The organism is Kocuria sediminis (assembly GCF_009735315.1).
Lineage (GTDB): Bacteria > Actinomycetota > Actinomycetes > Actinomycetales > Micrococcaceae > Kocuria > Kocuria turfanensis.
Map to the genome: position 1 here is coordinate 19,503 of NZ_WOGU01000010.1, position 25,826 is coordinate 45,328.

24 protein-coding genes are annotated in these 25,826 nt (G+C 74.8%); 11 read left to right on the forward strand and 13 right to left on the reverse strand.

The window, feature by feature from the left end:
• Positions 1 to 43 precede the first annotated feature (43 nt).
• Positions 44 to 1,141: a CPBP family intramembrane glutamic endopeptidase gene (locus tag GMA12_RS12455; protein ID WP_156269835.1), complete on the forward strand. Its 1,098-nt coding sequence runs from the start codon at positions 44 to 46 to the stop codon at positions 1,139 to 1,141.
• Between the two features lie 9 nt (positions 1,142 to 1,150).
• A complete protein-coding gene (locus tag GMA12_RS12460; protein WP_156269836.1) occupies positions 1,151 to 2,476 on the forward strand; it encodes a M18 family aminopeptidase in 1,326 nt (441 codons plus the stop codon).
• A gap of 124 nt (positions 2,477 to 2,600) precedes the next feature.
• Here the strand turns inward: GMA12_RS12460 and GMA12_RS12465 are convergent, their stop codons facing one another.
• Positions 2,601 to 4,052 carry a glyceraldehyde-3-phosphate dehydrogenase gene (locus tag GMA12_RS12465; protein ID WP_156269837.1) on the reverse strand — a complete coding sequence of 484 codons (1,452 nt, stop codon included), beginning with the start codon at positions 4,050 to 4,052 and terminating at the stop codon, positions 2,601 to 2,603.
• Positions 4,053 to 4,257: 205 nt separating this feature from the next.
• On the opposite strand from GMA12_RS12465, the gene GMA12_RS12470 reads away from it, so the two are divergent.
• From GMA12_RS12470 to GMA12_RS12485, 4 genes are all read left to right on the forward strand, one after another.
• Positions 4,258 to 5,187, forward strand: a complete 930-nt coding sequence (locus GMA12_RS12470; protein WP_156269838.1) for a carbohydrate kinase family protein — start codon at positions 4,258 to 4,260, stop codon at positions 5,185 to 5,187.
• A gap of 120 nt (positions 5,188 to 5,307) precedes the next feature.
• Positions 5,308 to 6,189 (forward strand): HAD family hydrolase, encoded by an 882-nt coding sequence (locus GMA12_RS12475; protein ID WP_370831478.1) that lies wholly within the window; start codon positions 5,308 to 5,310, stop codon positions 6,187 to 6,189.
• A 10-nt stretch (positions 6,190 to 6,199) separates the two neighbouring features.
• Positions 6,200 to 7,024, forward strand: a complete 825-nt coding sequence (locus GMA12_RS19570; RefSeq protein ID WP_162459793.1) for a glycerophosphodiester phosphodiesterase family protein — start codon at positions 6,200 to 6,202, stop codon at positions 7,022 to 7,024.
• Positions 7,025 to 7,064: 40 nt separating this feature from the next.
• Positions 7,065 to 8,117: an enoyl-CoA hydratase/isomerase family protein gene (locus GMA12_RS12485; RefSeq protein WP_156269839.1), complete on the forward strand. Its 1,053-nt coding sequence runs from the start codon at positions 7,065 to 7,067 to the stop codon at positions 8,115 to 8,117.
• A gap of 19 nt (positions 8,118 to 8,136) precedes the next feature.
• Here GMA12_RS12485 and GMA12_RS12490 read toward each other — a convergent pair whose 3' ends face one another.
• On the reverse strand, positions 8,137 to 8,691 hold the full coding sequence (locus GMA12_RS12490) for a hypothetical protein (RefSeq protein ID WP_156269840.1): 555 nt from the start codon (positions 8,689 to 8,691) through the stop codon (positions 8,137 to 8,139).
• A 268-nt stretch (positions 8,692 to 8,959) separates the two neighbouring features.
• On the opposite strand from GMA12_RS12490, the gene GMA12_RS12495 reads away from it, so the two are divergent.
• Entirely contained in the window at positions 8,960 to 10,309 is a 1,350-nt protein-coding gene (locus tag GMA12_RS12495) for a phosphoribosyltransferase (protein WP_156269841.1), read from the forward strand.
• A complete protein-coding gene (locus GMA12_RS12500) occupies positions 10,306 to 11,631 on the forward strand; it encodes an erythromycin esterase family protein (RefSeq protein ID WP_162459794.1) in 1,326 nt (441 codons plus the stop codon). The genes GMA12_RS12495 and GMA12_RS12500 overlap by 4 nt, the downstream gene beginning before the upstream one ends.
• Positions 11,632 to 11,653: 22 nt before the next feature.
• On the opposite strand, the gene GMA12_RS12505 is transcribed toward GMA12_RS12500, so the two are convergent.
• The 6 genes from GMA12_RS12505 to GMA12_RS12530 form a co-directional block, all read right to left on the reverse strand.
• The gene (locus GMA12_RS12505) at positions 11,654 to 11,977 is read right to left on the reverse strand and encodes a hypothetical protein (protein ID WP_156269842.1); all 324 of its coding nucleotides are present in this window, start codon (positions 11,975 to 11,977) and stop codon (positions 11,654 to 11,656) included.
• Between the two features lie 129 nt (positions 11,978 to 12,106).
• On the reverse strand, positions 12,107 to 14,011 hold the full coding sequence (locus tag GMA12_RS12510; protein ID WP_156269843.1) for a heavy metal translocating P-type ATPase: 1,905 nt from the start codon (positions 14,009 to 14,011) through the stop codon (positions 12,107 to 12,109).
• Entirely contained in the window at positions 14,008 to 16,428 is a 2,421-nt protein-coding gene (gene ppsA / locus GMA12_RS12515) for a phosphoenolpyruvate synthase (RefSeq protein WP_162459795.1), read from the reverse strand. The genes GMA12_RS12510 and ppsA overlap by 4 nt, the downstream gene beginning before the upstream one ends.
• Position 16,429: 1 nt before the next feature.
• Entirely contained in the window at positions 16,430 to 16,855 is a 426-nt protein-coding gene (locus GMA12_RS12520) for a four-helix bundle copper-binding protein (RefSeq protein ID WP_162459796.1), read from the reverse strand.
• Positions 16,856 to 16,900: 45 nt separating this feature from the next.
• Entirely contained in the window at positions 16,901 to 17,308 is a 408-nt protein-coding gene (locus tag GMA12_RS12525) for a hypothetical protein (RefSeq protein WP_156269844.1), read from the reverse strand.
• Positions 17,309 to 17,449: 141 nt separating this feature from the next.
• Complete coding sequence (locus GMA12_RS12530) at positions 17,450 to 18,811, reverse strand: uracil-xanthine permease family protein (RefSeq protein WP_156269845.1); 1,362 nt, start codon at positions 18,809 to 18,811, stop codon at positions 17,450 to 17,452.
• A 189-nt stretch (positions 18,812 to 19,000) separates the two neighbouring features.
• Here GMA12_RS12530 and GMA12_RS12535 point away from each other — a divergent pair, with 189 nt between their 5' ends.
• Entirely contained in the window at positions 19,001 to 20,062 is a 1,062-nt protein-coding gene (locus GMA12_RS12535; RefSeq protein ID WP_156269846.1) for an iron-containing redox enzyme family protein, read from the forward strand.
• Positions 20,059 to 20,373 (forward strand): CDGSH iron-sulfur domain-containing protein, encoded by a 315-nt coding sequence (locus tag GMA12_RS19575; RefSeq protein WP_370831493.1) that lies wholly within the window; start codon positions 20,059 to 20,061, stop codon positions 20,371 to 20,373. The genes GMA12_RS12535 and GMA12_RS19575 overlap by 4 nt, the downstream gene beginning before the upstream one ends.
• Before the next feature lie 3 nt (positions 20,374 to 20,376).
• Here GMA12_RS19575 and GMA12_RS12545 read toward each other — a convergent pair whose 3' ends face one another.
• The 5 genes from GMA12_RS12545 to GMA12_RS12565 all read right to left on the reverse strand — a co-directional run bounded on the left by GMA12_RS12545 (position 20,377) and on the right by GMA12_RS12565 (position 24,923).
• Complete coding sequence (locus GMA12_RS12545; protein ID WP_240898819.1) at positions 20,377 to 21,246, reverse strand: ABC transporter permease; 870 nt, start codon at positions 21,244 to 21,246, stop codon at positions 20,377 to 20,379.
• Positions 21,243 to 22,424 (reverse strand): ABC transporter substrate-binding protein, encoded by a 1,182-nt coding sequence (locus tag GMA12_RS12550; protein ID WP_156269847.1) that lies wholly within the window; start codon positions 22,422 to 22,424, stop codon positions 21,243 to 21,245. The genes GMA12_RS12545 and GMA12_RS12550 overlap by 4 nt, the downstream gene beginning before the upstream one ends.
• Complete coding sequence (locus GMA12_RS12555) at positions 22,421 to 23,185, reverse strand: ABC transporter ATP-binding protein (RefSeq protein ID WP_370831496.1); 765 nt, start codon at positions 23,183 to 23,185, stop codon at positions 22,421 to 22,423. The genes GMA12_RS12550 and GMA12_RS12555 overlap by 4 nt, the downstream gene beginning before the upstream one ends.
• Positions 23,161 to 24,252 (reverse strand): acyl-CoA dehydrogenase family protein, encoded by a 1,092-nt coding sequence (locus GMA12_RS12560; RefSeq protein ID WP_156269848.1) that lies wholly within the window; start codon positions 24,250 to 24,252, stop codon positions 23,161 to 23,163. Before GMA12_RS12560 ends, GMA12_RS12555 begins: the two co-directional genes overlap by 25 nt.
• Positions 24,253 to 24,374: 122 nt before the next feature.
• Positions 24,375 to 24,923: a DUF4242 domain-containing protein gene (locus tag GMA12_RS12565; RefSeq protein ID WP_156269849.1), complete on the reverse strand. Its 549-nt coding sequence runs from the start codon at positions 24,921 to 24,923 to the stop codon at positions 24,375 to 24,377.
• 223 nt (positions 24,924 to 25,146) lie between these two features.
• Here GMA12_RS12565 and GMA12_RS12570 point away from each other — a divergent pair, with 223 nt between their 5' ends.
• Complete coding sequence (locus tag GMA12_RS12570; protein WP_156269850.1) at positions 25,147 to 25,812, forward strand: metal-dependent transcriptional regulator; 666 nt, start codon at positions 25,147 to 25,149, stop codon at positions 25,810 to 25,812.
• Positions 25,813 to 25,826 lie beyond the last annotated feature (14 nt).

Here is a 25,826-nt window from a genome sequence, read left to right on the forward strand (position 1 = left end):
ACTGCCGCGTGCCCGCGGGGTGCCGGGCCGATAGCGTAGGGACATGACCATGCGCGCCGCCCCGTGGAGCCCGGGCCACCTCGACGACCACCGCCCGGAGCCCGCACCCCGGGTCCTGCCGTACCACCGCCTGGCCCACGCCGATCCCGAGCACCGGTGGTGGAAGCCCCTCGTGGAGCTGCTGCTCTTCGGCGCGTTCTACCTGGTGCTGACGGTCGTCTTCGGCATCGTGTGGGCGGTCGGCCTGATGGCCGCGCGCGGGGAGGAGGCCCTGGACGACCTCGTCCTCGACGCCACGGCCCTGGACATCATGGACCCGGCGATCTTCTTCATGCTCTTCTTCTCCCTGGTCCTCATGATCCCAGCGCTGCTGGGGGCCCGGGCGATCATGGGCCCCCGCCCGATCGGGCTGCTGCTGTCGGTCACCGGGCGGCTGCGCTGGGGTTACCTGGCCCGCTGCCTGCTCGTGGCGCTGGCGGTCTACGCGCTCGGCCACGCGGCCGCGCTGCTGCTGGAGCTGGCGACGCTCGGCGCCCCGCCCCCGCCCCGGCCGGTCGAGGGCTTCTGGTGGCTGATCGCGATGATCGTGCTCGTGGTGCCGCTGCAGTGCGCGGCCGAGGAGCTCGTCTTCCGCGGCTACCTGCTCCAGACCGTCGGCCGCTGGTTGCGCCGACCCGTCTTCGCCATCCTCCTGCCGGTGCCCCTGTTCACCTTCGGGCACCTCTACGACGCCTGGGGCCTGCTGGCCGTGGCCGTCATGGCGGTCGTCGCCGGGTGGCTGACCTGGCGCACGGGCGGGCTCGAGGCCGCGATCGCGCTGCACGTGGTCAACAACGTGGTGGCGACCCTCTTCGGGGCCTTCGGCCTGGGGGATCCGGACGCCCAGGAGTCCACGGGGCTGGCCCTCGCGCTCTCGGCGGCCATGCAGGTGCTCTTCGCGTGGCTCGCGGTGCGGTCCGCGCGCACGCACGGGGTGGAGGTCACCCGGACCGTGCCTCCGCCGCGCCCGGCCGTGCTCGGTCCCGGGGCGCCGGCGTGGGGCGGGCCCGGGGGCGGCGCCTGGGTGTGCCCCGGTCCTCCCTCCTGCCCCGGCCACTGGGCCGGCCAGGTTCCCGGGTCCGTGCCGCAGCGCCTTCCGTAGACTGGCGCCATGGACCCCCGCCCCGCCCCCACCGCCGACCCGCTGTCCACCGCCGAGGACCTCGGCCGCTATGTGCTGGACTCGCCGAGCTCCTTCCACGCGGCCCACGCCGCGGCCGCCCGGCTGGAGGAGGCCGGCTTCACCCGGCTCGACGAGACCGTGGACTGGTCCGGGACCGGCGTGCGCGGGCGCCGCTACGTGCTCCGCGACGGGGCCCTCATCGCGTGGGCCACTCCCGCGGACGTCACCCCGGCGGCCGGCTTCCGGATCCTCGGCGCGCACACCGACTCGCCGGGCTTCAAGCTCAAGCCCCGGCCCACCACCACCGCCCACGCCTGGTACCAGGCGGGCGTGGAGGTCTACGGCGGGCCGCTGCTGAACTCGTGGCTGGACCGCGAGCTGCGCCTGGCCGGGCGGCTGGTGCTGCGCGGCGAGGACGGCGCACCGGTCGAGCGGCTCACCGCGACGGGTCCCGTGGCGCGGATCCCGCAGCTGGCCATCCACCTGGACCGGGAGGCCAACAAGGGGCTGCAGCTGGACCGGCAGCAGCACGTGCAGCCGATCTGGGGCGTGGGGCAGCCGGAGGACGCCGACGTCCTGGCGCTGCTGGCCGAGCACGCCGCAGGCGGGGCCGTGGACCCGGCGCGGATCCTCGGCTACGACGTGGTGCTGGCGGACGCCCAGCGGCCCGCCGTGTTCGGGCACGGTGGGACCCTGCTCGCCTCCGGGCGGCTGGACAACCTCTCCTCCGTGCACGCCGGGCTCAGCGCCCTGGTCCGCGAGGCCCAGGCCGTCGAGGGGGGACGGCACATCGCGGTGCTCGCCGCGTTCGACCACGAGGAGATCGGCTCCGGGACCCGCTCCGGGGCCGCCGGGCCGTTCCTGGAGGACGTGCTGGTGCGCGTCGCCGACGGGCTGGGGCGCACCGCGGCCGAGCATCGCCGTGCCCTGGCCGGGTCCGTGTGCCTGTCCGCCGACGCCGGGCACCTCGTGCACCCCAACTACCAGGGCCACCACGACCCGGTGAACCGGCCCGTCCCGGGCGCGGGACCGCTGCTGAAGATCAACGCCGACCAGCGCTACGCCACGGACGCCGTGGGCGCCGGGATCTGGGCCGAGGCCTGCGGGCGCGCCGGGGTCGGCTACCAGGAGTTCGTGTCCAACAACCGGGTGCCCTGCGGCTCCACGATCGGGCCCATCACGGCCGCCCGGCTGGGCATCCGCACGATCGACGTCGGGATCGGCCTGCTGTCCATGCACTCGGCCCGGGAGCTGTGCCACGTGGACGACGTCGCGGCCCTCGGCGCCGTCGCCGGGGCCTTCTTCACCGCCTGAGACGGGCCCTGCCCCCGCCAGGGACAGGGCCCCTGTCACCGCCGCGGCCAGGGCCCGGAGGCGCGAGGAGGGGCCGCGCCCGAGCGGCACGGCCCCTCCTCGCCGGGCACCGCCCGGGAACGGATCAGCCCGACAGCGCGCCCACCGCGACCCGCTCGGCAGGGAACTGCGGCATCGCGATGTCGGCCATCCGGGCGAGCACCCGCACCACCTGGCAGGAGTAGCCGAACTCGTTGTCGTACCAGACGTAGAGCACCAGCGAGCTGCCGTTGACGATCGTGGCCAGGCCGTCCACGACGCCCGCCCGGCGGGAGCCGACGAAGTCGGTGGAGACGACCTCCGGGGAGTCGGTGTAGTCGATCTGCTTGCGCAGGGACGAGTTCAGCGAGATGTCCCGCAGGTACCGGTTGACGGCGGCCTCCGACTCCGGGGCCTCCTCGAGCTGGAGGTTCAGGATGGCCATGGAGACGTCCGGGGTGGGCACGCGGATCGCGTTGCCGGTCAGCTTCCCGGCCATCTCCGGCAGGGCCTTGGCCACGGCCTTGGCGGCGCCGGTCTCGGTGATGACCATGTTCAGGGCGGCGGAGCGGCCGCGGCGGTCGCCCTTGTGCCAGTTGTCGATGAGGTTCTGGTCGTTCGTGTAGGAGTGCACCGTCTCGACGTGGCCCTGGGCGATGCCGTACCTGTCGTTGACGACCTTCACCACCGGGGTGATGGCGTTGGTGGTGCAGGACGCGGCGGAGAGGATGGTGTCCTCCGGGGTGATGATGTCGTCGTTGACGCCGCACACGATGTTCTTCAGCTCGCCCTTGCCCGGCGCCGTGAGCAGGACCTTGGCCACGCCCTTGGACTGCAGGTGCTTGGACAGGCCCGCCTCGTCGCGCCACACGCCTGTGTTGTCGACGACGATCGCGTTGTCGATGCCGTAGGCGGTGTAGTCGATCTCGGACGGGTCGCTCGCGTAGATGAACTTGATCGCCACGCCGTTGGCGGTGATGACGTTGTTCTCCTCGTCGACGTGGATCGTCCCGTCGAACTTCCCGTGCACCGAGTCCCGGCGCAGCAGCGAGGCGCGCTTGACCAGGTCGTTGCCGGGCTTCTTGCGCACCACGACGGCGCGCAGGTTCAGGCCGGTGCCGTCGTTGCGGTTCACCAGGATGCGGGCGAGCAGGCGGCCGATGCGGCCGAACCCGTAGAGGACCACGTCCTGGGACTCGGGGAGGTTCTGCGCCTTGCGGTCCACGACCGGGGCGAGCTCCTCGCGCAGGAACGCCTCGAGGTCCTGGTCCGACTCCTGGGCCAGCCGGTTGAGCTTGCCGAGGTCCACCGCGCAGGTGCCGAGGTTGAGCCCGGACATCACCTCGAGCAGGCGGGTGGTGTCCTCCAGCGGCAGCTCCTGGCCGTCGATGCGGCGGGCGAAGCGGTGCGCCTTGAGGATCTGGGTGACGGACTTGTGCACCAGGGAACGGCCGTAGACGGTCGGCACGACCTTGTTCTCGCGGTGCAGGCGGCCGACCAGGGGAACCATGAGCTCGGCGAGGGCCTCGCGGTCGGACCAGCTTTCGGGAGTGCTCAAGAATGACTCTCTTCCTCGGCCGGGGACGTCATCGTGTCCGGCCGTGACGGGCCGCGCCTCGTTGCGCGGTCTCGGGTGCGCGCGCCGCTGCGGGTCGCGCAGGGTGCCACCCTCCATTCTAAGGGCACCGCGACGCCGGGACGGGGCCGCGTTACGCCCCCGGGACGCCCGTGCGGCGGGAGCGGCGGGTGCTACCGTGAGGACCATGCTGACGGTGATCGGTGAGGCGCTCGTGGACGTGGTCTCCAAGCGCGGACAGGAGCCCCGCGCGCACGCCGGGGGGAGCCCCATGAACGTGGCCGTGGGCCTGGCGCGCCTCGGGCACCGGGTGCAGTTCCTGGGCCGCTACGGCGAGGACGAGTACGGCGCCCAGGTCGAGGCGCACCTGCGGGACAACGGCGTGCTCCTGCCGTTCGAGGCCGACGCGCGGCCGACCTCCGTGGCCGAGGCCGTCATCGGGGACGACGGCGCCGCGACCTACGACTTCCAGCTGGACTGGTCCCTGGACCTCGGCGACGAGCAACTGGGCGAGCTGCTCCGGGACACCACCCTCCTGCACGTCGGGTCGATCGGCGCGATGCTCGAGCCCGGCGCCTCGAAGGTGCGCCACGCGGTGGAGCTGGCCCAGCACACCGCGCTCGTGTCCTACGACCCGAACTGCCGGCCGTCCATCATCCCCGACTCCTCCCGGGCCCGGGCGCGCGCGGAGCAGCTGGTGGCCCTCGCCGACGTCGTGAAGGCCTCGGACGAGGACCTCCTGTGGCTCTACCCCCACCGCAGCGTCGAGGAGAGCGCCGCGGCCTGGCTCCGGGCCGGCGCGGAGCTCGTCGTCGTCACCCGCGGCCCGCTGGGGCCCTGGGCCCTCACCCGCGCCACCGGCCCGCGCGGGGTACAGGTGCCCGCCGCCCGTGCCGAGGTGGTGGACACCGTGGGCGCCGGCGACTCGTTCATGGCCGCGCTGCTGGCCTGGCTCACCGACCACGGCTTCACCGGGGCACCGGCCCGCGAGCGGCTCGACGACCTCGACGCGGAGCAGGTGGGCGCGCTGCTGCGCTACGCCGCCTCGGCGGCGGGCGTCACGGTCTCGCGCGCCGGTGCCGACCTGCCCCGCGCGGACGAGCTGCCCTCCTCCTGAGCAGAGCCGAACCGACCCGTCCGTGCCCGACCGACAGGAGGACCCCGTGCCCGACCGCGCACCGTCCGCCGGCCCGCGTGCGGCCGGGCCGGCGCCGCGAGGAGCCGTGAGCCCGCTCCCGTGACCCTGCCCCTGGAGGTGCCCGGCGGCGCGGCACCCGTCAAGCTGATCGCCAGCGACCTGGACGGCACCGTCCTGGGGGACGACTTCCGGTTCCGCCCTCGCACCGTCGAGGCGATCCGGGCCGCCCAGGACGAGGGCCTGCACGTGGTGTTCGTGACGGGCCGGCCCATGCGCTGGCTCGACCCGCTGCGCGACCAGCTGGCGCACCAGGGCGTGGTGATCTGCTCCAACGGCGCGGTGGTCTACGACCTCGCCGCCGACGTCGTGGTGGAGTCCAGCCTGTTCCCGGTCTCCGAGGCCTTCGCGATCATCGAGGAGGTGGCCGCGCGCCACCCCGGCACCCTGTTCGCCGCCGAGACCCTGGACGGCGTCTACACCGACCACGGCTGGGCCCGCACCGACCGCATGGAGATCGGCGCCCCGCGGGTCGGCCCGCTGCGGGAGCGACTGCCCGCCGGCACGGGTCTCGTGAAGCTCCTCGCCAAGCTCGACTCCGCCGACCCGCAGGAGTACTACCGGGCGCTCACCGACCTGGTGGCCGGACGGCTGTCCGTCACGCACTCGGTCGCCGCCGCCCCGCTCGTGGAGATGGGCCAGCGGGGGCTGACGAAGGCCCGCACCCTGGAGCAGTACGCGGCCGAGCGCGGGATCCTGCCGCAGGAGGTCATGGCCTTCGGGGACATGCCCAACGACCTCGAGATGCTCACCTGGGCCGGCCACGGCTACGCGATGGCGAGCGGGCACCCCGCCGTCGCCCGGGCCGTGGGTCGCACGGCCCCGCCCTTCGCGGAGGACGGGGTGGCCCAGGTGATCGAGGCCCTGCTGCACGGACGCCGACCCGGCGCGTCACGGGCGGGACATTCCGCTACCACGGGGTAACAATGGGGGTGTGACCCCTCCAGCGCGCCGGCGCGACACCCCCGCCGCCCTCGCCCACCGCGGCTTCTCGCGCGAGGGCGCCGAGAACACCATCGACGCCTTCCGCGCGGCCCGCGACCTCGGCTACGAGTGGATCGAGACCGACGTCAACACGACCGCCGACGGCGTGGTCCTGTCCTTCCACGACGGCACGCTCGACCGCGTGACCGGCGACGCCGGCGAGGTCTCCCGCCTGACGTGGGAGCAGATCCGGTCCCGGCGGGTGGCCGGGGCCGGGGGCATCCCGCGGCTCGCCGACCTGCTGACCGAGCTCCCGGAGCTCAAGCTCAACATCGACGTCAAGGACGAGGCGTCGGTGACCGCCCTGCCCCCGCTGCTCCACGCGCTGGGGGCCGTGGACCGGGTGCGGGTGACGTCCTTCTCCGAGAGCCGGCGCCGGCGCACGCTGCGCCGGCTCCACGAGCTCTCCGGGCGGCCCGTGCCCACCTCGTCCGGCCAGGGCGGGATGCGCCTGCTGCTCGTGTGCTCCTGGCTGGGCGGGCCGAGCTGGCGTCTGGCCCGGCGGGCCGCGGCCCGGTGGATCGAGCCCTTCGACACCGTCCAGATCCCGCGGCGCCACCGGCTCCGCGGCGGGGCCGAGCTCGAGCTCGTCACCCCGCGCTTCCTGGACTTCGCCCACCGGCACGGCATCGACGTGCACGTGTGGACGATCAACGACACCGCGGAGATGGCCGAGCTGCTGGAGCTGGGCGTGGACGGGATCGTCACCGACCGCGCCGACCTCCTCGCCGGGCTGCTGGCCGAGCGGGGGCAGTGGCCGCCGTCGGGCGTGTGAGCCATGACACGCCCGGGTCCCGCGTGGCAGGGTGGGGGCCATGACCCACACCGCCGCCCCGCCCGCGGACACCGACCAGCACGTCCTCGCCGAGGTCCGCAACGGGACCGGGCACCTCGTGCTCAACCGCCCCCGCCAGCTCAACGCGCTCACCGCGCAGATGTACCGCGACCTGAAGGCCGCCCTGGACGCGTGGAAGGACGACGACGCGGTGCGCCACGTCCTGGTCACCTCGGCCTCCGCCAAGGCCTGGTGCGCCGGCGGTGACATCCGGCAGGTGCGCGACGCCGTCCGTGACGGGCAGGTGGAGGCGGCGACGCAGGTCTTCGCCGTCGAGTACGCCCTCGACTGCCTGATCGCGGACTACCCCAAGCCTTACGTGGCGCTCATGAACGGCATCTGCATGGGCGGCGGCATGGGCATCTCCGTGCACGGGTCCCACCGCGTGGTCGGCGGATCGACCCTCATGGCGATGCCGGAGACGAAGATCGGCTTCTTCACCGACATCGGGGCCTCCTGGTTCCTGCCGCGCGTCTCCCGCCCGGACCGCCGGGGAGAGCCGAGCCTGGCCGTGGGTCGGTGGCTGGCCCTCGGCGGGCAGCGGATCAGCGGCGCGGACGCCGTGGCCCTGGGGCTGGCCGACGTCCTCGTGGCCGACGAGGACTTCCCCGACCTCGCGGCGGCCGTGGTGGAGGAGGGGCCCGCCGAGGCCCTCGCCCGCTTCGCGCGCGAGCCGGAGCCCTCGCCCGTCGTGGCCCGGTGGGAGCAGATCGAGGACCGCTACGGGGCCCCGACCCTGCAGGAGATCGTCGCCGCCGCCCCCGAGGACCTCACGGGCATGAGCCCGTCCTCGCTGGTGCGCACCTTCGAGCTGCTCGAGCGCGGCGCGGCCGACGACAGCGTGCGCTCGTGCCTGGAGCGGGAGCTGCGCCTGGCCGCGGACACGATCGCCCGGCCCGACTTCGCGGAGGGCGTGCGCGCGGTCCTCGTGGACAAGGACAACGCCCCGGTGTGGGAGCACGCCTCCGTCGCGGACGTCGACGCCGACGCCGTCCGGGCCGTGCTCGACGAGAAGCTCCCGCTGCCGCTGTGACCGGGGCCGCCCGGCGCGCTCAGCGGTGGGAGGCGTCCTTGCCGTTGCGGCTGACCACCACGCGCGCCGGGCCGGCCGTCTCCCCGGAGCCGGTGGGCCGGTCCACGAAGCGGCGGTAGCCGAGGAACAGGACCACCACGAGGGACGCCGTGACCACCGCGAAGGTGACGAGGGTGTCCTGGGAGATCAGGCTGCGCACCACGCTGTGGAGCAGGGTGAACAGCCCGCCGAGCAGGATGCCGTTGGCCGGCACCGGCCCGCGCCGCTCGACCAGCAGCCCGAGCACGAGCAGCACCACGGCGACGACCAGGGTGGCCAGGCCCACGTCCCGGCTGTGCCGCATGGACTGCTCCTCCCAGGCCTCCCGGTCCCGCAGGTGCTCGGCCCACTGCTGCTGCTCCTCCGCGGACAGCTCCCGCACCTCCTGCGCGGCGACGAGCTCCGGGGACGCCTCCGGCTCCCGCGGCCCGGGGTGCACCGTGCTGACGCCGAGACCCACGAAGAGGGCGATCAGCGCTCCCAGGAAGAGCGCGTAGACCGTTCCCATGGTCCGGGTCTGCGTGCGGTCGCCCATGCGGCGTGCTCCGTCCTCCCGCCGTGCGGGCTCGTGCGTGCGGGGTCGTGCGGGCCGGCCGGTCCGTCGTCGGCCCCGGGTGCTCGCATTATCGGCCTGACCCGCTGCGATGTCCACGTCCGTCACCTGGCGGGCGGGTCTTCCGCCGCGTTCCGCCCCTGCCTACGCTGGGAGCGTCCGCTCCGGCGTCCGGTCCGCGGTGCCGGTGGCCCGGGACGGGGCGGCGCCGGGACGGCGGGACGCACCCGCCGGAGGGGTGGTGGGAGACATGGTGGTCTTCGAGAACAGGGCCGACGCCGGACGCCGGCTCGGCAGGCGGCTGATGCCCCTGCGCGGCCGGGACGTGGTGGTGCTGGGCCTGCCCCGCGGCGGAGTGCCCGTGGCCTCCGAGGTGGCCCAGATGCTCGACGCCCCGCTCGACGTCATCGTGGTCCGCAAACTGGGGGTCCCCTCCCAGCCGGAGCTGGCGATGGGCGCCATCGGCGAGGAGGGCGCCCGGGTGCTCGACGAGCGCACCCTGCAGTACTTCGGGGTGACGGACGCGCAGCTGGAGCGGATCGAGGAGCGCGAACGCGCCGTGCTCGAGGCCCGGACCGCCCGCTTCCGGGAGGGCCGGGAGCGGATCGACCTCACGGGCCGGACCGCCCTCGTCGTCGACGACGGCATCGCCACCGGCTCCACCGCGCGGGTGGCCTGCCGGATCGCCCGTCAGCTGGGCGCCGGGCGGGTGGTGCTCGCGGTGCCGGTGGCCCCGGAGGAGGCCCTCGGCCGGGTGACCGAGGCCGACGAGGTGATCTGCCTGGCCACCCCGCCCTACTTCGCGGCCGTGGGCCACCACTACCGCGACTTCTCCGCGACGGAGGACGACGAGGTGGTCGCCCTGCTGGACGCCGCCCGCCGCCGGCACGAGGCGCAGCTGCCCCCCGCACGCAGCGCCGCCGCGCCCGCGGGTCCCGTGGACGCCGACGTGCGCATCCCGGCCGGGGCGATGCGGCTCGAGGCCCATCTGCACCTGCCGGCCCCCGGCGCCGGGGTGGTGGTCTTCGCCCACGGCAGCGGCAGCGGCCGGCACAGCCCGCGGAACCAGTACGTGGCCTCCGTGCTGCAGCGGGCCGGGCTGGGGACCCTGCTGCTCGACCTGCTCTCGGACGAGGAGGAGGCCGAGCGCGCCAACGTCTTGGACATCGAGCTGCTCGCCCGCCGGCTGCTGCTGGCAACCGCCTGGCTGCGGGAGCAGCCGGGCTCCGCCGCGTCACCGGTCGGCTGGTTCGGGGCGAGCACCGGGGCCGGCGCGGCCCTGTGGGCGGCGGCCGAGCCCGGGGCGCCGGTGGCGGCCGTGGTCTCCCGCGGCGGCAGGCCCGATCTCGCGGGGGAGCGGCTGCGTCTCGTGCAGGCGCCCACCCTGCTGATCGTCGGCAGCCGGGACGTGGAGGTGCTCGGTCTCAACCGCTGGGCGCAGGAGTCGATGCAGTGCCCCACCCGGCTGGCCGTCGTGGAGGGCGCCGGGCACCTGTTCGAGGAGCCCGGCACGCTCGACGAGGCCGCCGGGCTGGCCCGGGACTGGTTCCTCCGGCACCTGGCTCCGGTCCGGGAGCACAGCGGCGGAGACCTCCGGTGACCCCCACCGCGCACGAGCGGTCCCGGGCCGCCGGGGTGCTCGCCGAGATCCGCTCCCTGGCCGCTCCGCTGACGGGCGCCCCGGACCTCGACCTGCTCGTCGAGCGCTGCGCCGGGGCCCGGTTCGTGGCCGTGGGGGAGGCCTCGCACGGCACCCACGAGTACTACCGGTGGCGGGCGCTGCTCAGCCGCCGGCTCATCGAGGAGCACGGCTTCACCTGGATCGGGGTGGAGGGCGACTGGCCCGACTGCTGGCGGCTGAACCGGTGGGTGCGCGGACAGGCCGAGCAGGACCGGGACGCCCGCGGGGTCCTGGCCGGGTTCGGCCGCTGGCCCCGCTGGATGTGGGCGAACCAGGAGGTCGCCGAGTTCCTCGACTGGCTCCGGGAGGAGAACGCGCGCCGGCCGCAGGCGGAGCAGGTGGGCTTCTACGGGCTGGACGTCTACTCGCTGTGGGACTCGCTGCGGGAGATCATCGCCTGGCTCGAGGCCAACGCGCCCGAGGCCCTGCCGGCCGCGCTGCAGGCGTGGCAGTGCTTCGTCCCGTACCACGAGGACCCGCACGAGTACGCGTGGAGCACCCGGATCGTGCCCGAGAGCTGCGAGGCCGACGTCGTCGCCCTCCTGGCGGAGGTCCGCCGGCGCACGCTCGGCCGGCTGGAGGAGGACCCCGCCGCGTTCGACGTCGCGCTCAACGCCATGGTCGCCACCGACGCCGAGCGCTACTACCGCACCATGGTCCGCGGCGACCGGCAGTCCTGGAACGTGCGCGACGAGCACATGGCGGACACGGCGGAGCTGCTCTCCCGGCACCACGGCCCCCGCGCCAAGGGGCTCGTCTGGGAGCACAACTCGCACGTGGGGGACGCCCGGGCCACCGACATGTTCGACGCCGGACTGGTCAACGTGGGACAGCTGCTGCGCGAGCGGCACAGCGCCCCCGAGGTGGTGCTCGTCGGCATGGCGGGCTGGCGCGGGACCGTGATCGCGGCGGAGTCCTGGGGAGCGGCCGAGGAGGTCGTGGCCGTGCCCGAGGCCCGGTCCGGCTCCTCCGAGGACCTCCTGCACCGGGCCCTCGGCGAGCCGGCGGCCCTCGTGTTCGGCCGGGACCGCTCCGGGGCCTGGCTGTCGGGGCGGCTCGGCCACCGGGCCGTCGGGGTGGTGTACCACCCGTGGCGCGAGGCCGGCAACTACGTCCCCACCCGCATGGGGGAGCGCTACGACGCCCTGCTCTGGTTCGAGGAGACCTCCGCGCTGCGCCCGCTGGGCCACGAGCCGCCGCCGGAGGAGCCCGAGCTGGAGACCGAGCCCTCCGGCTTCTGAGACCCGCGGCCCCGGGCGCGGATCAGACGCCGCTGCTCTCGCGCCGCGCCGGGTCCGCGGCGGACGGCGCGGGGCGCTCCTGGAAGAACCGGCGGTGGCCCAGGACCAGCACCACGGCCAGGCCCACGCCCACGGCGACGAACGTCGTGGTCGTCTCGCTGGAGGCGAAGCTGCGGCCGATGGCGTAGAACAGCGTGAAGAGCCCGCCCAGCATCACCCCGTTGGTCAGCACCCGGTTGCGCTTCTCGAGCGCGAGACTGAGCACGAGCAGCAGGACGGCCGCGCCCAGGGCCACGACGCCGACGTCGCGGTGGTACGCCTGCTGCTCCTCCTGCCACTGCTCCATCCGCTGGTTGAACTCCCGCTCCTGCGCCCGCTGCTCCTCGGTGAGCTCGCCGGGCCCCGCGGGGATGCCCCGATGATCGTCCCGCCGTGCCCGGCACGACCAGGCCCGGCCCGCACCGGGGGACGGCCGTCACCGGGTGGGGAGCCCGCGCTCACGGCGCGGTCCGCCCAGGGCGCGCAGGGCGTTGAGGATGGCCAGGAGGTCCACGACCTCCTGGCTGAGGGCCCCGACGATCGCCGGGATCGCCCCCGTGGCGGCCACGAGCATGAGCACCACGGACAGGGCGATGCCCAGCCAGATGCTCTGCAGCGCCACCTGCACGGTGCGCCGGCCGATCCGCACGGCGCCGGCCGTCCGGGCGAGGTCCTCGGTGAGGACGACCACGTCGGCGGACTCGCTGGCGGCCGTGGCGCCCCGGGCGCCCATCGCGACGCCGACGTCGGCGGCGGCGAGCACGGGGGCGTCGTTGACGCCGTCGCCGACCATGAGCACCGGCCGGTCCGGGGCGTCCCGGACGGCGCGGACCTTGTCCTCGGGCAGGCACTCGGGCAGCACCCGGGAGATGCCCAGCGCCGTGGCGACGTGCTCCACGGTGGCGCGGGCGTCGCCGCTGAGCACGAGGATCTCCCGCACCCCGAGCCGGGCGAGGTCGGCCATCGTGGCGGCGGCGTCCGCGCGCACCCGGTCGCTCATCACCAGGGTGCCGGCGAAGCGGCCCTCCACGGCCACGTAGACGGCCAGCTCACCGGGGCCCAGCGCCTGCTCCACCACGTCCGGGGCGCAGCGGGCCACGTGGGCGCGCTTGCCGACCACCACCCGGCGCCCGCCCACGGTGGCGGTGACCCCGTGGGTGGCCTCCTCGTGGGCGTCCTCGGCCGGGACCGGGGCCAGTCCCCGGGCCTGCGCGGCCTCCCGGACCGAGGCCGCGAGCACGTGGGAGGAGTACTGCTCGGCCGAGGCGGCCAGGAGCAGCAGCTCGTCCGGGCGGAACGGGGGGCGGGCGTGCACGGCCAGTAGCTCGGGGCGGCCGTAGGTGATGGTGCCGGTCTTGTCGAAGGCGGCGGTGCGCACCGTCGCGAGCCGTTCCAGGGTGCCGGCGTTCTTGATGATGACGCCGTTGCGGGCGGCGCGGCTCATGCCGCCCAGGAACGCCACGGGCGCCGCGATCAGCAGCGGGCAGGGGGTGGCCACCACGAGGACCTCGGCGAAGACCACCGGGTCCCCGTGGTGCCACCACGCCAGACCGGCCACCAGGAAGGCGAACGCGGTGAAGGGCACGGCGTAGCGGTCGGCCAGGCGCACCACCGGCGCGCGGGACGCCGCGGCCTCGCGCACCATCGCCACGATCTGGGAGTACTGGCTGTCCGCCACGGTCGCGGTGGCGCGCAGCACCACGGCCCGCTGCTCGTTGAGGGCGCCGGAGAGCACCGGCTCCCCGGCGCGGCGGGTCACCGGCAGGCTCTCCCCGGTGATGGAGGACTCGTCGAAGTCGGCGTCCGCGCCGACCAGCTCCCCGTCCACGGGCACCACCTCGGCGGGGCGGACCATCAGCTCGTCCCCGGGACGGACCTCCTCGACCGGGACGTCCTGGACCGACCCGTCCGGGTGCAGCCGGTGGGCCAGGACCGGGGCGCGCTCGAGCAGCGCGTTGAGCTCCTTGCGGGCCCGGTTCGCGGCGTAGTCCTCCAGGGCCTGCCCGCCGGTGAGCATGAGGACGACCACGAGGGACGCCAGGTACTCCCCGACCGCCACGGTGGAGCCGATCGCGGTGACGGCCAGCAGGTCCACGCCCCAGTGCCCGGCGAGCACGTCCCCGACCATGCCCCACGCCACCCGGACGGCCACGGCCAGCGCCCAGCCCGAGCCGAGCCACTGGGCCGGCACCGACTGCCCGGCGGCCAGCAGCCCCAGGACCACGGCGAGCACGGCCAGGGTCACGGCCACCAGCGGATAGCGCCGGGGGAACGCCAGCAGCCGGCCGGCGCGGCCCGGGTGGACGCCGGTGTCCGGGCGGGAGCCGACGGAGAGCGTCATGACTCCATGGTCGCCCGGCGCCTCCCCGCGGGGTCGTGGCCGATCCGCTGCTCCGTCTCGGCGATGCGCCGGACGGTCCGGAGGAAGCTGTCCGGGTTCAGGGAGATCGAGTCGATGCCCTCCCGCACGAGGAACTCCGCGAAGTCCGGGTGGTTGCTGGGCCCCTGACCGCAGATGCCGATCGGGATGCCCGCGGCGTGGGCCTTGCGGATCGCCTCGCTGATCATCCGGGTCACCGCCTCGTCGCGCTCGTCGAACAGCGCGCGGAGGGCCTCGGCGTCCCGGTCCACCCCCAGGACGAGCTGCGTGAGGTCGTTGGAGCCGATGGAGAAGCCGTCGAACCGCGTGGCGAACTGCTCGGCCAGGACCACGTTGGAGGGGATCTCGCACATCATGTAGACCTTCAGCCCGTGCCGCCCGCGCTCGAGCCCGTGCTCGGCCATCGTGGCCAGAACCCGGTCCGCCTCCGCCACGGTGCGGCAGAACGGGACCATGACCACCACGTTGTCGAAGCCGATCCGCTCGCGCACCCTGCGCAGGGCCCGGCACTCGAGGGCGAAGCCCTCGCGGTACCGGGGGTCGTAGTAGCGGGACGCCCCGCGGAAGCCGAGCATCGGGTTCTCCTCGGCCTCCTCGAACGCGGCCCCGCCGACCAGGTGGGCGTACTCGTTGGTCTTGAAGTCGCTCAGCCGCACGACCACGGGGCGCGGGTGGTAGGGGGCGGCGAGCTTGGCCAGGCCCAGCGCCAGCGTCTGCACGAAGTACTCCGGGCCGTCGGGGAAGCCCGCGGTGAGCTCGGCGATCCGGCGCCGGTCCTCCGCGTCCGCGACCCGCTCCGGGTGGACCAAGGCCATGGGGTGGACCCGCACGATGTTGTTCACCACGAACTCCATCCGGGCCAGGCCCACGCCGTCGGCCGGCAGCCGCCACCAGCGGAAGGCCGCGGCGGGGCTGGCCACGTTGACCATCACGGCGGTGCGCGTCCCGGGCAGCGCCCCGAGGTCGACCTCCTCCACGGTGAACGGGAGCAGGCCCTCGTAGACCGTGCCCCGGTCGCCCTCCGCGCAGGAGACGGTCAGCTCCTGGCCGTCCGTGACCCGGCGGGAGGCGTCGCCGGTGCCGACGACGGCCGGCAGGCCCAGCTCCCGGCTCACGATCGCGGCGTGGCTGGTGGGTCCGCCGTGGTCGGTGACGATCCCGGCGGCGCGCTTCATCACCGGCACCCAGTCCGGGTCCGTCATCTCGGTGACGAGGACCGCGCCGTCGCGGAAGGACTCGATGTCCGCGGCGGTCCGGACCACGCAGGCCGGGCCGCCGGCCACGGCGTCGCCGACGGCCGAGCCCACGGCGAGCACCCGTCCCTTCCGCCGCAGGTGGTGGATCGTGAAGCGGGTCGCGCTGCGCCCGACCTGGACGGTCTCCGGGCGGGCCTGCAGCAGGAACAGCTCGCCCGTGGGACCGTCCTTCGCCCACTCCATGTCCATCGGACGGCCGTAGTGCTCCTCGACGAGCGCGGCCCAGCGGCCCAGCCGCAGGACGTCGGCGTCGTCGAGCACCCACGCCGCCCGTTCGGCCGGGGAGGTCTCCTCGAGCCGGGTGCCGGCGGGGGCGTGGGGGTCGTGGACGAGCTTGTGCAGCTTGGCGCCGCGGGTCCGCTCCACGACCGGGGCCTCGGCCACGTCGAGGAGGGGTTTGAAGACCAGGTACTTGTCCGGGTCCACGGTCCCCTGCACCACGGTCTCCCCGAGGCCCCACGCGGCGCTGATCACCGCCACGTGCGGGAAGCCGGTCTCGGTGTCGATGGAGAACATCACCCCGGATGCGCCCAGGTCCGCCCGCACCATCTCCTGGACCCCGACGGACAGGGCGATCGTGAGGTGGTCGAAGCCCTTGAGCTCCCGGTAGCTGATGGCGCGGTCCGTGAAGAGGGACGCGTAGCACCGCCGGCAGGCCGCCAGCAGCTGCTCCTCGCCGACCACGTGCAGGTACGTCTCCTGCTGGCCGGCGAAGCTCGCGTCCGGCAGGTCCTCCGCCGTGGCGCTGCTGCGCACCGCCACGGACAGGTCCGCGCGGCCGGTGCGCGCGGAGAGCTCCCGGTAGGCCCGGCGGATCTGCCGGGCCGTGTCCTCGGGGAACTCGCCGCGCAGGAACAGCGCGCGGATCGCGGCGCCGGTCTCGCGCAGCGTCGCACGACCCGCCCGGTGCTCCTCGAGCCGCTCCCGCAGGGCCGGGCCGATCGCGTTGGCCGCCACGTAGGCCCGGTAGGCGTCCGCGGAGGTCGCGAAGCCTCCCGGCACGCGGACCCCCCGGGCCGTCAGCTCCCGCACCATCTCCCCGAGGGAGGCGTTCTTGCCGCCCACCCGGGCGACGTCCGCCATCCCGAGCTCCTCGAACCGGAACACCTGGGGCGTGTCCACGTCAGCTCCTCCGCGCCAGCAGCTCCGTGCAGGCCTGCACGCACCGTGCGCAGGCCTCGGCCGCGAGCGCGCAGTGCTCGTAGACCTCGGCCCGGCGCAGACAGACCTCCCGGCAGTCCCGGGCGGCGGCCCGGCAGGACTCCAGCAGCGGCACCAGCACGGCCCGGCCGTCCCCGGGCTCCGGGAAGCCGCGGCGGGCCAGCACCTGCGCGGTGGCCGTGCAGATCGACGCGCAGTCCTGCTCGGCGCGCAGGCACTCGCGCAGCTCCGCGACGGCGTCCTCCTCCACGCAGGCGTCGGCGGCGATCAGGCACACCTGGGCGGTCTCGACGCACGCCTCGAGGCACTCGGACTCGGCCGAGCGCTCCTGGCGGGGGAGCTCCGGGGCGGCGGGGTGGGCCGTCAGGACGCGGCGGATCGTGCTCACGGGCTTCTCCTCCGACGGGCGGGACCGGGGCGGGACGGATCCGGGTCAGCCGGCGAGCCGGGCCCGGGGCGCGGTGCGGCGCCGTGCGGGGTGCCGGGTGCCCACGGGCTCGGGGGCGCCCGGGCCTCGGCGGGCGGACGTCCACGCGGCGAGCCGGGTGACGGTGTCGTGGGCGGGCAGCTCGTGGGGCAGCACGAACTCCACGGGCGGGGTGCCCCGCACGGCGTCGTCGTGCTCCGCGGCCCAGCGCAGCAGGTCCACGGCGGCGGGCTCGACGTGGTGGGCGGCGGTGGCGTCCACGATCACGGCGATCCCCGGCACCAGGGTGCGGGCACGGCGGACCAGCGGGCACAGCGCCCGGTGGTTGACCTCGGTGACGCACCCGGTGACGACGAGCCGGACGTGCTTGCCGTCCAGGTCGACCTGGACGAGAACGGACAGTTTGTGGTGCATGTGGTCTCTCCCCGCAGCGCGTCGAACGTGGCCGGCTGCTCGGCCCCCGCACTCCACGCTAGGGGACGGGTGACGGCCGTCACCAAGAAATGCGGCCGCCCCGGCGCACATTTCTTCTACCGACGGGTATGGGGAGGCGGCTCAGCCGAGCGGGGAGGGCATGCGCGTGGTGTCCGGGGCGAGCGGGTCGCTGCCCACCGTGCCCCGCCCGCGTGCCAGCGCCGCCATGAGGTGGTAGACCACGAGCGTGGCGGCGGTGCCCAGGGCGATGCCCGCGAACTGCAGGCCGAAGGCCTCCCACGTGTAGTCGGCGATGCCGATGATCATGGCGACCGCGGCGGTGGTGAGGTTGACCGGGTTGGAGAAGTCCACGCGGTTCTGCACCCAGATCCGCACGCCCAGCATGCCGATCATCCCGTACAGCACCGTGGCGGCCCCGCCGAGGACGCCGGCGGGGACCGTGGCCACGGCGGCGCCGAACACGGGGAAGACGCTGAGCAGGACCGCCACGAGGGCGGCCACCCAGTAGGCCGCCGTCGAGTAGACGCGCGTGGCGGCCATGACGCCGATGTTCTCGGCGTAGGTGGTGGTCCCGGAGCCGCCGCCCGAGCCGGCGACCACGGTGGCCAGCCCGTCGGACATGATGGCCCGCCCGATCCAGGGATCGAGGTCGTCGCCGGTCATGAGGGCCACCGACTTCACGTGGCCGATGTTCTCGGCCACCAGGACGAGGATCACCGGGATGAACAGGCCCATGAGGGGCAGGTGGAACTCGGGGGCCTGGAACGGGGGCAGCCCGAAGAGGCCCTGCTCCCGCCACACGGTGCCGAGCACGGAGAAGTCCACCTCCCCGCGCAGCACCGCGGTGACGTAGCCGATGCACACGCCGAGCAGGATCGACAGGCGCCCGGGCAGGCCGCGGAAGAGCACCGAGATCAGGATGATGGAGGCCAGCGTCACGAGCGCGGTGACCGGAGCCTGCATGAAGTTGTCCTTGGCGGACGGGGCCAGGTTGAAGCCGATCAGCGCCACGATGGTGCCCGTGACCAGGGGCGGCATGAGCCGCTGGAGCCAGGACGTGCCCGCGAACTGCACCACGAGACCGATCAGGAACAGCGCCGCGCCGGCCATGAGGACGCCGCCGAGGGCCCCGCCCGGGCCGTACTGGTTCGTCGAGGCGCTGATCGGGGCGATGAACGCGAAGGAGGACCCCAGGTAGGAGGGCACCCGTCCCGCCGTGATCACCAGGAACAGGATCGTGCCCACCCCGGAGAAGAAGAGCGTCGTGGAGGGCGGGAACCCGGTGATCAGCGGCACCAGGAAGGTGGCGCCGAACATGGCCACCACGTGCTGCGCGCCGATGGTGACGGTCCGCGGCCAGGTGAGCCGTTCGCGGGGGGTGACGACCTCCCCGGGGGTGACGGTGCGCCCGTCGCCATGCAGGCGCCAGCCCAGTCCGAGGCGGGCGGCGGCGGTGGTCTGTCCGGGCACGGGGGAACTCATGCGGGTCTCCTCGACGGCGGGGTGCAGCCCGGAGCCGGGCCCCCACCACTGTACTCGGTGCCCCGCGCGGACGGAGAGGGGCCCGGAGCCGGGACACGGCAGGTGTCGGACGCCCTCCATATGATCAGCACGGTGATGGAAACTATGATGGTGGCCGGTTCACCCCACCGGACGGACAGGAGTCGACACATGCGTCAGCCACAGCCACGGGGCCCGCTGGGCGAGGACCTCCTCGCGGCGCTCCGGGAGGTCCCCGGCACCCCGGCGGCGGAGTCCCGGGCGGCGGCGCTGCCGGACGCCGCCCGCGCCGCCGTGTCCCGCGCGGACGGGGTCCTCACCGACGACGACGTCCAGCTCAGCCTCCTTCTGCTGCACGCCCTGCACTACCAGGGCGTCGACGGCGTCGAGGACCGCTGGGAGAGCGACCCGGAGCTGCTGCGCACGCGCGAGATCCTCTCGGACGCGCTCGAGGCCCAGCTGCGCGCGGAGCTGCCTACCGACACCGTGCCGGGCACCCCGCAGTCGGTCGCGGACGCACTGTTCGCCATGGCCGCCGCCGACGACGGCCCGAGCCTGGCGCGCCACCTCTCCGGCCGGGCGGACGCCGGGCAGGCACGGGAGTTCCTGCAGCTGAAGTCCGTCTACCAGCTCATGGAGGGCGACCCGCACACCTGGGGGATCCCGCGGCTCGCCGGGCGGGCGAAGGCCGGCCTGATCGAGATCCAGATCGACGAGTACGGGGGCGGCAACGCCGCCCGGATGCACGCGACCCTGTTCGCGGCCGGGATGCGCGAGGCCGGCCTCGACGACGCCTACGGCAGCGCCGTGGACCGGGTGCCCGCGGAGTGGCTCGCCGGCGTGAACACCGTGAGCATGTTCGGCCTGCACCGCCGGCTGCGCGGGGCGGTGGTCGGCCACCTGGCGATGTACGAGATGACGTCGTCGGTGCCCTCCAAGTTCCTGGCACGCGGCTTCCACCGCCTGGGCCTGCCGGCCGCGGCCGCGTTCTACGACGAGCACGTGGAGGCCGACGCCGCCCACGAGCAGATCGCCGCGCGGGACATGGCCGGGGGGCTGGTGGTCGAGGACCCCGCCGTCGCGGCGGACGTCTTCTTCGGCGCGCGCTGCGTGCTGCACCTGGACGCGCTCGCCGCCCGCCACGCGCTGGCCCGCTGGGAGGCGGGGGAGTCCGCGCTGCGCCCGGTCCCGGCGGGGTCCTCCCGGCCCGGTGCGGCGGAGCTGGTGCGGTGAGCGCGCAGCGCCCCGCCGCGGACCGGGACCGGGACCAGGACCAGGACCAGGAGTCGGTCCGGGGGCAGGAGCCGGTCCGGGGGCAGGAGCCGGTCCGGGACCCCGGGCCCGGCGGGTCCGCCGAGCCGGTGTCGATCACCGTGTGCCCCGACGGCCCGCTGCTCGTGCGGGGCGGCTACCAGCTGCTGGACGGCGACGACCGCCCCATCGACCCCGGGCGGGCCACCGTGGCGCTGTGCCGGTGCGGGGCCTCGTCCATCAAGCCCTTCTGCGACGGCTCGCACAAGCGGGCCCGCTTCCGGGCCCGCTGAGCCTCAGCGGCGCGGAGCCGGCTCGCGCAGCAGCCACTGGGCGAGCCCGTCCAGGACCATGCCCAGCAGGCCGATGACGAGGATCACCACGAGCATCTCGTCGTAGGCCAGCCGGTCCCGGGCGTTGAGGATCTCGTAGCCCAGCCCGCTGCTGACCCCAAGCATCTCGGCCGGGACGATGACCACCCAGGAGATTCCCAGGGCGAGCCGCACCCCGGTCATGACGAAGGGCCGGATGCTGGGGAGCACCACGGTGCGCAGCCGCTCGACCGGGGTGGCCCCGAGCGTCTCGGCGACGCGCAGGTGCAGCGGATCCAGCGCCTTCACGCCCGCGGCCGTGTTCATGGTGATCGGCCAGACGGCGGCGGCGGCCACGAGGAAGATGACGGGCGCGTCGCCCACCCCCAGCAGGGCCACGGCCACCGGCGCCCAGGACAGCGGGGAGACCATGCGCAGGAACTGCACCACCGGGGCGCTGGTCCACCGGAAGCGGCGGTAGGACCCGATGAGCAGGCCCAGCGGCACGCCGAGCCCCGTCGCGACGGCCAGCCCGCACAGCAGCCGCCACAGGCTGGTCAGACCGTCCTGGAGCACCACGCCGCGCTCGGCCAGCGAGGCCACGGCCCCGGGCATGCGCTCGGGCTGGAACGCGGCGATCATCGTGCTGGCGCCGGCCGCGGCGTGCGTGAACGCCCACCACACGGCGACCGTGACCAGCACCCCGAAGACCCCCCACACCGGGCCGGTCCAGCGGGCGCCGGTGCGCCGGGTCGTCCCCGCGGGAGCGGGACGGCCCCGGCCGGTGCGGGCGACGTCGTCGAGGTCGGTGGGGGGCCCCGAGGCGTCCTGCGGGGTCCGGTGCGGGGCGCTCATGGGGCGATCTCCTCGGTGCGGGTCGTGCCGGTCAGGCCGAAGACGCCCAGCCCGCCGGCCTTCTCGATGCTGCGGGTCACGAGCGTGTCGTCGACGAGCTCGCGGTGGGCGGCGGCCGGGTCGAGGCCGTCGAGGAACCCGGCCGGCGCGTCGACCACGGTCTCCTGCATGGCCCGCACCAGCTCCTCGGTGAAGCTCGGGTACGGGTACGGGCGGAAGTCCAGGCGCTCGCCGTGCCACGCGGGGTGGTGCAGGGCGCCCTGGTGCTCGGCGGCGTGGTAGGTCAGGGCCTGCTGGATCACGGGCCGGGGCTGGGGCAGGTAGTCGGCGGAGAGCAGCGCCGCGGTCTCGGGACGGTTCTGCCGGGCCCAGGCCTGCGCCCGGACGAGGGCGTCCATGAACCCCTGGGCGTGCGCGGGGCGGTTGCGGATGAGCTCCCCGCGCAGCAGCGTCACGCAGCACGCGTGGTCGTGCCACACGTCGCCGAGGAACCGGTGGATGGTCCCGACGTCCTTCGCCTCCGCGGCCGCGTTGAACGGGTCGGCGACCACGTAGCCCCCGATCACCCCGTTGTTCAGCGCCGGGAGCATGTCGGAGGGGGCCATGGGCAGCAGGGCGACGGTGCGGCGCCGCCGGGACGGAGCCTCCCGCATCACCGGGGTGAGACCGGCACCGCGCAGCATCCGCTGCACGATCACGTTGTGCACGGACCACCACGCCGGGATCGCCACGGACTCCCCGGACAGGTCCTCGAGCCGCTGCACGTCCGGGCGGACCGTGAGCGCGGAGCCGTTGATGTGGTTCCAGGCCGTGATGCGGACGTCGGCGCGCAGCCCGTAGCGCATGTACAGGGCCATGGGCATGAGCATGTGGATCGCGTCCACCTTGCCCGCCACGAACGCCTCGGACAGGGACGCCCAGCTGCGGAAGAGCACCGGGTCCGCGACCGGGACGGCGGCGTCGTCGTAGTAGCCGTTGGCGTGGGCGACCAGCAGGGGGGAGGCGTCCGTGATGGGGAGGTACCCGATCCGCACGGGCCGTGCCGGACCGGCCGCGCCCCGGGTGTCCTGCCGGCCGCCCGCGTAGAGGCTCCCGGCGCCCCAGCCGAGCCCGGTGAGGGCCGCGGCCCCGGCGCCGGCCTGCAGCAGGGTCCGCCGGCTCGGTCCACCGGGGCTCATATGACCCAGTTCCCGGAGCCGTCGCCGGCCCCGCGGTAGTGGGCGAGGATCTGCTCGGCCGTGGTGCCGTCCTGCGCCGGCACCCACTGCTGCCGGAAGCCGCGCGGACCGGCGAAGAAGCCGATCCGGTCGCCGAGGGTGATGGCCTCGTCGACGTCGTGGGTGACGAGGAAGACCGTCAGCTCGAGCTCGGCCGCGAGCCCGCGCAGCCACAGCTGCAGGTCCTTGCGGGTCGCGGGGTCCAGCGCGCTGAAGGGCTCGTCGAGCAGGAGCACGTCGGGGCGCACCGCGAGCGCACGGCCCACGGACACGCGCTGGGCCTGCCCGCCGGAGAGCTCCTGGACGGGAGTGTGCGCGAGCGCGGCCAGGCCGAGGATCCCGAGCAGGTCGTCCACGCGGGAGTCCTCGAAGCGGTCGCGGTTGCGCCGGTACCGGCCGCCGAGGGCGATGTTCTGGCGCACCGACAGCCAGGGGAACAGCCCGGGGTCCTGGAAGACGACGGCGAAGCGCTCGTCGGCGTCGCCGAACTCGACGCTGCCCCCGTCCAGGGGCTCGAGCCCGGCGATGGCCCGCAGCAGGGTCGACTTCCCGGAGCCGCTGGGGCCCAGCACCGCGAGGGTCTCGCCGCTGCGCAGGGTCAGGTCCACCCCGTCGAGGGCGGGCGCGGAGGCCCCCGGGTAGCTCTTGCGCAGCCCGCGGACGGTGAGCGCGGGCCGCGCGGCGGGGGCGGCGCGGCTCAGGCCAGGTTCTGCAGCACCCACCGCAGGTGACCTTCCGTGGGGGACTGCACGGGCAGGAACGCGGCCTCGCGGGCCCGGCGCGCCGTGGGGGAGGACATGGCGTAGCCGCGCCCGCCCACCAGCTTGCCCTCGATCCGGGTGGCCCGGCCCGTGAGCAGCGCGGCGTCCAGGCGGAGGGAGAACAGCTCCCGGGGGCCGGTCTCGCGGGGCGTGTCCGCCAGGCGCAGCAGGTCGGCGCGCAGGCGCCGGTACTCGGTGGTCGCCTCCTCCAGCTCTGCCCGGAAGACCTCGGCGACGCCCTGGAGGGCCTCGTGCGCGGCGGTCAGGGCGGCGGCCGAGAGGCCGAGGCAGAAGGCGGTCTGCAGCAGCAGGAACGGGCCGCGCACGGCGGCGAGGAAGGCCGGGACGTCCTCGCTCAGCAGGTCCTCGGCGAGGTCGACGGGCACGGACTCGAGCACCAGCACGCCCGAGGCCGTGGCGTTGAGCGCCATCAGGTTCTCGAGCGGCCGCACCGTCACGCCGGGCGCCGAGACCCGGGTCCGGAGCACCGCCCGCGAGCCGTCCTCCCGCACGGCGGGCAGCACCACGACGCCCTCGGGGTGCAGGTTGGAGGCCCACGGCACGGTGCCGTCGAGGACGGGTCCCGAAGGGCCCTCGCCGAGGGTCACGGGGATCCCGCCGATGCCGGCGGCGTCCTTGAACGCCGGCGCCATCGCCGAGCACCCGGGCACGGCCCCGGAGCGCACGTCAGGGGGGATCTGCGTGCCGGTGGCGGCGAGGTACTCGACGGTCGACCGGTGCGCCCACAGGGAGAAGGCCGTGGCGGTGCACTCTGTGGCCAGGTCGAACACGACGGCGGCCTGCGGGGCCAGCGAGCCGGTCAGGCCGAGGTCCAGCAGCCCCCGGGCCCCCAGCTCACGCAGGGTCTCCCACGGGGACACGGCGGCCGTGTCGACGTCGCGTGCCCGCGCCGCGGCCGTGCGGCGGACCACGTCGTGGTCCGGGTAGTCGACCAGCGGTGCGAGCAGGGGCCGGCTCCCGGGGACCGGTGCGCCGGCCGTGGACGGGGATCGGGTGGACTGGGTCATGGTCTTCCGTTCTGCCGGGGAGTGCGGGCGGGACCGGTCCGCACGACGGGCGGGCCCGGGGGCGGGACGCACGGCGGCCTCGGCCCGTGGGGCCGCCGCCGAGTGCTGCGGTCCGCCCGGGCTCAGACGTTGAGCTTGAACAGCCGGTCGAACGGGGTGCCCACGGCCTGGCGGGCCCGCTCCACGGACGCCTCGTCGGGGGCGTTGTAGAAGCACAGGCACTTGGCGGTGTCCTCGCGCACGTACGTGCGCAGGAAGGAGACCTCGGGCACCTCGGCGTACTTCGGGGAGTTCGCCTTCTTGCGCGCCAGGTACTGCTCCATGGTGATCTCGGCGGGGATGTCCCACTCCACCAGGTACTGGGCGTCGCCCCGGAGCCGCTTGATGTCCTCGAGCTCGGCGCCCACGAGGCGCACGGCGTCGGGACCGGTGACCTCAGCGGCGGCGCTCCCGGCGGCGGAGCGCACCGTCCCGGCGAGGCCCTCGGCGGTGTTCTCGGCGGTGCTCCCGGTCTCGACGATCACGAACACGCGTCCGTGATCGGCCGTGACCTGGGACTCGATGACCTCGGCGCCCGCCGCGGGGACGGCCTCGGAGACCGTGGCGATGAGCTGGGTCACGGCGTCCTTGGACGCGGAGGCGGGCACGATCTCGAGCAGGTGGAGAGACATGGGGTTCCTTCCGGGGAACGGGGCCGCGGCGAAGGGCCGCTCGGGCACGGGTTCCAGGCTAGGCTCCGGCTCCCGGCGCGTCCGGAACGGCGTCACAGTGCGCAACACGGAGGATCTCGGGGGGATCCGCGTGACATGGGGACCTCCCGCGTGGAAAATGCGCCGCCTCGCCGGTCTCCCGGTCGCCGGGTGTGCTGGCTCCGCGGATCGCTACCCTGGTGGGATGCGCGCGGAGGAGCTGAACCGGTCCGTCCAGGACTGCCTGAAGACCGTCTGGCTGGCCCAGGAGTGGTCGGCCGACCCGGTGACCACCACCGGCCTGGCCCAGCGGCTGGGCCTGTCGCCGTCGACCGTCTCGGAGGCCGTCAAGAAGCTCACCGCGCAGAACCTGCTGGGCCGCACCGAGCACGCGGGGATCGTGCTGACCGACCGGGGCCGGGAGGTCGCGGTGCAGATGGTCCGGCGCCACCGGATCCTGGAGGCCTTCCTCGCCACCCGGCTCGGCTACGCGTGGGACGAGGTGCACGAGGAGGCCGAGGTGCTCGAGCACGCGGTGAGCGAGAAGTTCATCGCCCGGGTGGACGCCCTCCTGGGCCACCCGGAGCGGGACCCGCACGGGGACCCCATCCCGGGGCGGGACGGCACTGTGCCGCCGGCCACGGCCGTGCTGCTGGCCGACGTCCCGCCGGGCACGACCGCGGTGGTGGCGCGGGTCTCCGACGCCGACCCCCACCAGCTGCGCCGGCTCGGCGAGGCCGGGATCCGGCCCGGGACGGAGCTCGTGCTGGGCGAGCACCTGTCCCGGGCCGTGGCCGTGACGGTGGACGGGGCCGTCGTCGAGGTGGGCCTCCTGGCCGCCGAGGCGGTCTGGGTCCGGCCGCGGCCCTGAGCCGGCTGGGGCCG

Excerpts from the sequence above, each read along its gene's own strand:
- GMA12_RS12510 (WP_156269843.1), bottom strand. The coding sequence starts at position 14,011 with ATGACGCTCTCCGTCGGCTCCCGCCCGGACACCGGCGTCCACCCGGGC.
- GMA12_RS12545 (WP_240898819.1), bottom strand. The coding sequence starts at position 21,246 with ATGAGCGCCCCGCACCGGACCCCGCAGGACGCCTCGGGGCCCCCCACC.
- GMA12_RS12570 (WP_156269850.1), top strand. The coding sequence starts at position 25,147 with ATGCGCGCGGAGGAGCTGAACCGGTCCGTCCAGGACTGCCTGAAGACC.
- GMA12_RS12565 (WP_156269849.1), bottom strand. The coding sequence starts at position 24,923 with ATGTCTCTCCACCTGCTCGAGATCGTGCCCGCCTCCGCGTCCAAGGAC.
- GMA12_RS12485 (WP_156269839.1), top strand. The coding sequence starts at position 7,065 with ATGACCCACACCGCCGCCCCGCCCGCGGACACCGACCAGCACGTCCTC.
- GMA12_RS12495 (WP_156269841.1), top strand. The coding sequence starts at position 8,960 with ATGGTGGTCTTCGAGAACAGGGCCGACGCCGGACGCCGGCTCGGCAGG.
- GMA12_RS12530 (WP_156269845.1), bottom strand. The coding sequence starts at position 18,811 with ATGAGTTCCCCCGTGCCCGGACAGACCACCGCCGCCGCCCGCCTCGGA.
- GMA12_RS12460 (WP_156269836.1), top strand. The coding sequence starts at position 1,151 with ATGGACCCCCGCCCCGCCCCCACCGCCGACCCGCTGTCCACCGCCGAG.
- GMA12_RS12505 (WP_156269842.1), bottom strand. The coding sequence starts at position 11,977 with ATGGAGCAGTGGCAGGAGGAGCAGCAGGCGTACCACCGCGACGTCGGC.
- GMA12_RS12560 (WP_156269848.1), bottom strand. The coding sequence starts at position 24,252 with ATGACCCAGTCCACCCGATCCCCGTCCACGGCCGGCGCACCGGTCCCC.
- GMA12_RS12490 (WP_156269840.1), bottom strand. The coding sequence starts at position 8,691 with ATGGGCGACCGCACGCAGACCCGGACCATGGGAACGGTCTACGCGCTC.
- GMA12_RS12525 (WP_156269844.1), bottom strand. The coding sequence starts at position 17,308 with ATGCACCACAAACTGTCCGTTCTCGTCCAGGTCGACCTGGACGGCAAG.
- GMA12_RS12550 (WP_156269847.1), bottom strand. The coding sequence starts at position 22,424 with ATGAGCCCCGGTGGACCGAGCCGGCGGACCCTGCTGCAGGCCGGCGCC.
- GMA12_RS12455 (WP_156269835.1), top strand. The coding sequence starts at position 44 with ATGACCATGCGCGCCGCCCCGTGGAGCCCGGGCCACCTCGACGACCAC.
- GMA12_RS12535 (WP_156269846.1), top strand. The coding sequence starts at position 19,001 with ATGCGTCAGCCACAGCCACGGGGCCCGCTGGGCGAGGACCTCCTCGCG.
- GMA12_RS12470 (WP_156269838.1), top strand. The coding sequence starts at position 4,258 with ATGCTGACGGTGATCGGTGAGGCGCTCGTGGACGTGGTCTCCAAGCGC.